Source organism: Proteus sp. fly-1067, from assembly GCF_040139345.1.
Taxonomy (GTDB): Bacteria; Pseudomonadota; Gammaproteobacteria; order Enterobacterales; family Enterobacteriaceae; genus Proteus; species Proteus vulgaris_B.
This window is the reverse complement of the sequence record NZ_JBEEUL010000026.1, coordinates 1-6,970: the sequence shown is the minus strand read 5'-3', so window position 1 is coordinate 6,970 and position 6,970 is coordinate 1. Positions and strand designations below refer to the sequence as shown.

Genomic DNA, 6,970 nt, shown 5'->3' with positions numbered 1-6,970 from the left:
CCATTTTGCGGATCTGAATACGAAACCAATGCTGTGGAATACTTTTCTTTACTGCTACTGCTTGAATAAATAAATTTGCCATCAATCACATTAGCTCGGGTATAACTATAATCTATATCACGAGGCATATCCGCTAATGTCACAATCTGACCACCACCCCAATAGGTCATTCCACGAAAAATGGCTGCAAAGTCACGTAACACGTTATACGCTTCATTTCTATCTTGCACATAAACATCACAGACATAACGAGGTTCGGTGCCGTCACCACCTTTTCCATCGGGTACCAATTGATCACAATACTGCGCTATACGGTATAACTCCCATTTATCTATCTGTTGTTGATTTATTCGTTGTCCAAGACCAAATCTATCGGAGATAACAATATCGTAGAAAACCCATGCGGGATTATTGGTCCATGCCCATTTAAAGGAACCATCCCACACTCCCGTATAGGTGCGATCAATAGGATTGTAATTTGAGGGTATTCGGATTATGCGCCCTTTCGGTTTGCACGTTATTTGCGGAATAGAGCCGTTGAATTGTTTAGAGTCGAATTCAACATAAAGTAACGCTGTATGAGGATAGGTGAATTTAGCATCAATGACTTCAGTGTAACTTTGCAAAACAACCGTATCACCAATTTTACTGCTATTAGCATCATTAGATACTTTTCTAACACGTAGTGACCATGATGTTGTCGATTCAGGTAAATCAATTCTGTGCGCTCTCTCATAACCTGATGTTGTTTTCCCTTTTACTGCACTATCAATAACGGTTTTCCAGCTACCACCGTCGGTTTGTAAATCAATCGCGTATTTAACTTCATTACCCACCAGATCCCCATTATCTTCTTGCTTGAATAATGAGGGCCACTTTAGACGAATCCGAATAGCCGATAATTGTGAATTAGTAAATGTATGAACCCACGGTGTTTTACTAGAAATCGTAGAGCCAACATTGATCTCATTTTCAGCGCTAGGCAATCCTTGAATATAAGTCTGTGCTTGCGTGCCTGGTCTAAAATCCCACGTTACACCACTAAAATTTGCATTTCCTTCAGTGTCTTCTAACGGCGTACCATCAAGAAAGATATTTTGTGCCGTTAACTCTCCAGCAAATTCTCCCTCACCCAAGGCAATGAGTAACTTTGCTTTAGCAATAGACTGTAAATCATCAGGTTGCTCAACAGGCACACGAGGACTACCACCGCCCCCTTTTTGACCGTGAATTGTTTTTCTCATTAAATTATTCCAAATAGATTTATTGCTGATCTTCTACATAAATACCCGCAGAAATGATGGCACCACCAATAGTTCTTTCGCCATAAAGCACTGGCACTGGGTAACCTTGAGAAACGGTATTAGTAGGAGAGCCAAATGCATACGAAGGTTTGTTTTCGCCCTGATCTTGCATTGCAAGACCTTTCGGTTGAGGTGAAAGCATTTGAATAACACCGCCAATAGCGACTGATGCGCCAACAGCAAATAAAAGGTTACTGGCCCATAATGCTGATCCCCAAGGTAGCCATATAGCGGCAGCAACAAGGACCGCACCAAAGATAGTCTGAAAAACACCGCCTCTTTTGCTCCCCACCACAATGGGAACGATACGAATAATTTCTTCTGATATTGGGAAATTAAGATCATCAACACCGATATTCTTTTTCCCTTTAAATACAGCGTATGTTAATCCTCGTGATTTACTGGTATTTAAATACTGTTCAAATCCATTTAAGGTACAACAAAGTGCTCTGATTGCTTCTGATGTTGTCGTAATTATGCGCTGATGAGTTTTACCAAATGTTTTTCCTAATATTCCGCTTAACTCTATTGTTACCATTTTTTCTTTTTGCATAAAAACTCCATAAAAAAACCCGCACTTGGCGGGTTATTCAGTATAATATTACTGGTAGCTACAATTACTCTTTAAGTGATACGGCATATGCCATGATACATCATCCACTATTATAGTGAATTCAGGTTTAGCCCCCACATAACCACCGTATGAATTTTTAGCATTTAGCGTGTAATTAACAATCCAGCCAAAATTGACTTTACCATCGAATATACACCATCCTTTTCTTGGTTCAGTGAAAGAGTATATTGCTGACATGGGATCTTTTAAACGCCCTTCCTGATATGATTTTATTTTTCCTTCATAAAATTCTTTACTAGGTTTTTCACCATAATCAGCATTTTGCTCTTCTATCATCGTGGGTCTTGCCACACAACCCGAAATAAATAACGCTATAAAAATAACAAGTATATTTTTCATGACATCATCCCAATAGTAGAAATACCTTAACAAGGGTATCTATGGTTAATTAATTTGTCATGACTATTTTATGTTTCAATATTATAACTGTGCGATCACGCCAATAACCACCATAAGGAACTCGTTGGCTTAATCGCCCATAAAGGTGATGTAATAACATGCCATCATCCAGAATAATACCAGCATGATTTGCAACATTGGATTGAACCTGCATAACAACCATATCGCCTACTTGTGGTTCACCTTCTACTTTCATAAACCCCGCTTCTTGCCAATTATCCATATAGCGATCTTCACCTTGCTCCCACCACGGATAATCAACACGATAATCAGGTAATACAATATTATGTGTCTGCTTAAAATAACTCATTATTAGGCCCCAGCAATCCGTAAAACCAAGCACAAATGGACGGCCAATAAGAGGAAGTTCGCCTCGAGGAAGAATTTCACGAAAATCCCCCTCGGGGTAACTGACAATATACCAAGGGACACCCAGTGCATCACATTGAGCCTGATCTAACTCAGAAGGCTGAGTCGTAGCATCTGGATGACTATGAACAATACCAATAACGACGCCTTGGTCTTCACATAATGCATATTCTTGGGGAGAAATAACGAAGTGCTCTTGAGGTGTTGTAGCTACATTTACACAAGGTAAATACGTCTTTACTCTGGATTTTTGTACGATAACGCCACATGCTTCTTTGGGATATTCCTTTTTTGCATGAGAAAATATCGCCTCTCGTATTTTCTTTTGCATCATTATTATTTCCGTAACAATGAAGTTCCGACAAAGCCACCAAAAGGAAGTGGATTATTTTTACCAAATCGTGGTACACACCCCGTTTTCAATAAACCACTGCACTTGTCTAGTGATGGATCGTCAACAGGATTACCCTGTTTATCAAAATAACCATTTTGCCCTGCATAATCACACCCATCTCCCGATTTATATTGCCCTCGTAAACACCATGTACACATTGAATGTAGTTGCCGAGTGGGTATCATCACACCTTGTAAATCCATTGGACTCGCCAGTGTAAATTCAACAAACTCATTTGTTTCTGCACTTTTACTATCAATATAAAAGACAGATACTCGCTCTTGGGTGGGATCTGCAGAAGCATTCCCATCACTAAAATTCTCCGCATCGAGATAATGAGAAAGGGTATCGTGAATAATCACTTTTGCTTTCAACATATCATCATAATGCAGACATAATGCGGTTATTGAGCTATCTAAATTAGCCACTGATAATTTAGGATTAGCACTAGATCCCGTTGTAGAGGACTCTAACCCTTCTATTTTAACTGGCCATGCCCCATATTCATTCCCTTGCCACCAAATAGACTTAGCCTCTATTTCTCCTTTAGCCTTTTGCATTTCCTCTTCCGTGATGGGAATATTGTATGCATGGAATCTCAGAATATTAGGAACACCAAATTCTGTACCATCAACTTCAAAAAGCCGGACAGTATTGCCCGGCTCTAATTTTTGATAATCGGCTGTGATCATGATTTAAATGCCTGAATAAAAACCAAAGAAAGGGTGTAATTTCCTGCACCATTCGGAATGAGTTTGTGTTCATCACAACGATACAATCCAAGTGGCTCAAGAGGCGGTTTCCAGAAAAATGACTTTATTCCTGCGTGTTTATCAATAAAGTGACGGATAGCTGAAATGTAATTATCATCACCCACAAACTCCATTGACCATTTCTGACTGCGTGAATTTAAACCATTACCAGAAACTTGTTCATAACCATCCCCAAACTTGACTTTCCTTGTGTTGTAAGAGACATCTTCAGTCGGATTTACACGCGGACACCAAGTGAATGTTTCCATTTTTAACGGCCTCCTCGAGTTGCATTCCAAATTAAACCACCCGGCCTGATATCTTTAGACATTAACTCTCGGTAACGGCTATCAACAAATCGGCCAATCTCCGCACCAAACTGCTCGAATCCATTCGTTGATTGAGTTTCTGAATTACCGTTACCGTCAATGGTAATGTAAACCTGTGGTGCTGAAGTAGTGCCTTGATTATTACCACCAACAACTCTAACCCCTAAGTTGCCATCTGCAGTTCGGGTTAATGGCATTATGGCCTCACTCCCAGCCTCGCCCATGAGTCCGAGATTAGGCGCGCCCCCCTTAGCAAAGGCAAAATACGTGGGGGAGCTAACGATTTGATTACTATAAGAACCAAGGCTTTCTGAACTATGTACCCCACCTTTAGCATGGGCAGATACACCACCTAAAAATCCACCAACAGCCCCCATCCAACCACCAGCACCGGCCATTGCATTTAGACTATTCACTACTGCAGCATTAATGAGTACATTTTGAATAGATTTCAACACGCTAACAGACCAATCTTTCCAGCTGGCTTTATTGCCATTTAATTTATCGCTGATCGTGTCCACCATCCCACCCATAGCATTTTGAACAACAGAGGCTGTCTGAGTAGCATAATTACCACTCTCTTCAACCCAATCTTTCATTCCACGCGTTAAACCAGCGGTCCATTCAGATTCAGCAAGAGCAATACTTCGATATTTATTTTCCAATGCATCTAATGCTTTAGATCTGGCTTCAATATCTTCTGTTTTCTTTGCTGATTCATTGTAGATACGGTCTATTTGCTGGCTTTCTTCAAAGTAGCTTTTTTCTCGAGAACTCATGCTATTGGTTTGAGTCGCTAACGAGGCTTCATCGTTAAATTTGACTGTGGCTTCTTGCAGTTTTTTGCGAGCCTCTTCCATATCACGATGCTTTTTGACGGCATCATCTGCTTTTTGCGTCCATTCTGCGAGAGCGACAGATGAGCGTTCAATCGCTTCTCTTTGCTTATCCGTCCATTTAGCCCCATTTTCATGTGATGCCGCATAAAGAGAAGCGGCTTTTTCACCTTGTGAAGCTCTAACCTTCTGAACCTCTGTTGCCACACTTAAATCTGCTATCTTCCGCTCATATTGCTCTGCGGTTCTTTCAGCTTCTTTCTGCGCCTTTTCATAGGCGCTTTGTGTTGCTTTTCCTGTTTGAAGAGATTCATTTAGCTTTTCTCGATTTTGAAAAGCAGTCACTAGGTTATTAATATATTTCTGACGATTTTCGGCATGCTCAGGCGTATTGGTTAACCCCACATCATCGGCAGAAAATTCGGCTTGTTTAATAACTTTAGCTTCGCCCGTTAATGAAGATAGGATTTTCTCTCGTTCAGAGTTATTTATTAGCGTCTGCTGTTTATCATCTAGTGGTGCATTGGGAATGCGCATTGGAATATTAACTAATGCCTGTCGAGTCGCTAAGACACTATTACCAATATTCATGATTTGATTGAATTTGGTTTGCTCGGCATTCATTAAGAGTAGTGATTGATGGGTTTTATTTTGTTCTAAGTCCTGCTGACGTATAAGAAAATTCCGTTGGCTGTCTACCGCATTTAATGCGCTTGTTGTTCTTTCTTTCTCTTGTTCCATTTGAGACAACCGTTGAGTTTCAACTGCTAATGCAGATACGGTTTCCTTTATACGCCATTGCAATCTTTCTCTTGCTACACCTTCCGGCAAGTTATCCGCTTCACGTTGAGCACTTACTATGCCACGCTCCATGTTTTTGATTTTAGCAATTTGCTTTTCGTATTCCTCAATTTGAACTTCAAGCGTTTTCTTTATATTTTTTGACTCATCATGCGACTGCGATAGAGTCATGTTGGGCATACGTTCTTTGAGAGTATCTAACGTATTAGCATACTCAAGGGCAGATCTTCTCGCCTCTTGCTGGCGCTGATGCATAATATACCAAGCAGTCGCACCCGCCATCACGAGACCAGGAACCCCACCAATTAACCCCATTGCACCACCCAAAAGGCGTGTTCCAACTGAAGTTACTCTATTAAGGTTTTCTTGCGCTGTACGTCTAGCTGAAATATTTCTATTTAACGTTGCCTGCGCGGATGCTAATCGGCGCTCAGCTAATGCTTGTTGTTCAACACTTTGTGCTGCTAACCTTGCTTGTTGAGCCCGATAGACTGCTGCCCTTGCTCTAGCCGTTGATATTTTTATACCTTGCAATTGAGCTTGAGCATGGGCTATTTCACTTTTTGTTGCACGCGCAACCCCAATGGTTGCATTCGCCACACTCGTTGTTAGCCCACCAAAATAACGAGCCAACCCCAAACCAATCAACACACCAGAAACAGAGGCTATACCATCAATATTGTTCGCGATCCCCTCCATTGCGGTTGATAGTGTGCGAGTAGCACCTGATGTTTCATTAACATTACCAATCCATGCCATGAACGCATTTTCAATCTTCTGAGCCGAACCACTAACCGTTGTAGGCAACTGCGCAAATTCAGCACGTAACTGTTGCGTATTCGTCAGGATGGGAACAATTTTATCCATCGTGAGCAGTCCATTTTGCGACATCTCACGCAGACCACCAATTGTCGTTCCAAGCCCATCAGCGAGCATTTTTGCTAATCGCCCACCATTTTCCATCACAGCATTAAATTCTTCGCCACGAAGCAAGCCTGATGCCAAAGCTTGGCTCAATTGTGTAATAACAGAACTCGCTTCTTGAGCGCTGGCGCCAGAGAGTTTTAATGACGTTGCAATGGTTTCGGTGACTTTCGCAACATCACTTGAGGCATAACCCGCATCACGCATGGATTGTGCAACACGGCTGTA

The 6,970-nt window shown here is 41.3% G+C and carries 7 protein-coding genes; all 7 read right to left on the bottom strand.

The genetic code is table 11. The features are described from left to right. Nucleotides 1-1,244 (bottom strand): TipJ family phage tail tip protein (gene gpJ, locus ABN217_RS18510; RefSeq protein ID WP_349459755.1); only part of this gene is annotated, 1,244 nt, incomplete at its 3' end. Between the two features lie 19 nt (nt 1,245-1,263). Continuing rightward, nucleotides 1,264-1,857 (bottom strand): tail assembly protein, encoded by a 594-nt coding sequence (locus ABN217_RS18505; protein WP_349459752.1) that lies wholly within the window; start codon nt 1,855-1,857, stop codon nt 1,264-1,266. A 48-nt stretch (nt 1,858-1,905) separates the two neighbouring features. Then, a complete protein-coding gene (locus ABN217_RS18500; protein WP_223672494.1) occupies nt 1,906-2,277 on the bottom strand; it encodes a hypothetical protein in 372 nt (123 codons plus the stop codon). 49 nt (nt 2,278-2,326) lie between these two features. Next, entirely contained in the window at nt 2,327-3,037 is a 711-nt protein-coding gene (locus tag ABN217_RS18495; RefSeq protein WP_223672512.1) for a C40 family peptidase, read from the bottom strand. A 5-nt stretch (nt 3,038-3,042) separates the two neighbouring features. After that, on the bottom strand, nt 3,043-3,792 hold the full coding sequence (locus tag ABN217_RS18490) for a phage minor tail protein L (RefSeq protein ID WP_229579062.1): 750 nt from the start codon (nt 3,790-3,792) through the stop codon (nt 3,043-3,045). After that, nucleotides 3,789-4,121, bottom strand: a complete 333-nt coding sequence (locus ABN217_RS18485; RefSeq protein ID WP_223672495.1) for a phage tail protein — start codon at nt 4,119-4,121, stop codon at nt 3,789-3,791. The genes ABN217_RS18490 and ABN217_RS18485 overlap by 4 nt, the downstream gene beginning before the upstream one ends. A gap of 2 nt (nt 4,122-4,123) precedes the next feature. Beyond that, a partial coding sequence (locus tag ABN217_RS18480; protein ID WP_349459751.1) for a phage tail tape measure protein occupies nt 4,124-6,970 on the bottom strand: 2,847 nt, incomplete at its 5' end.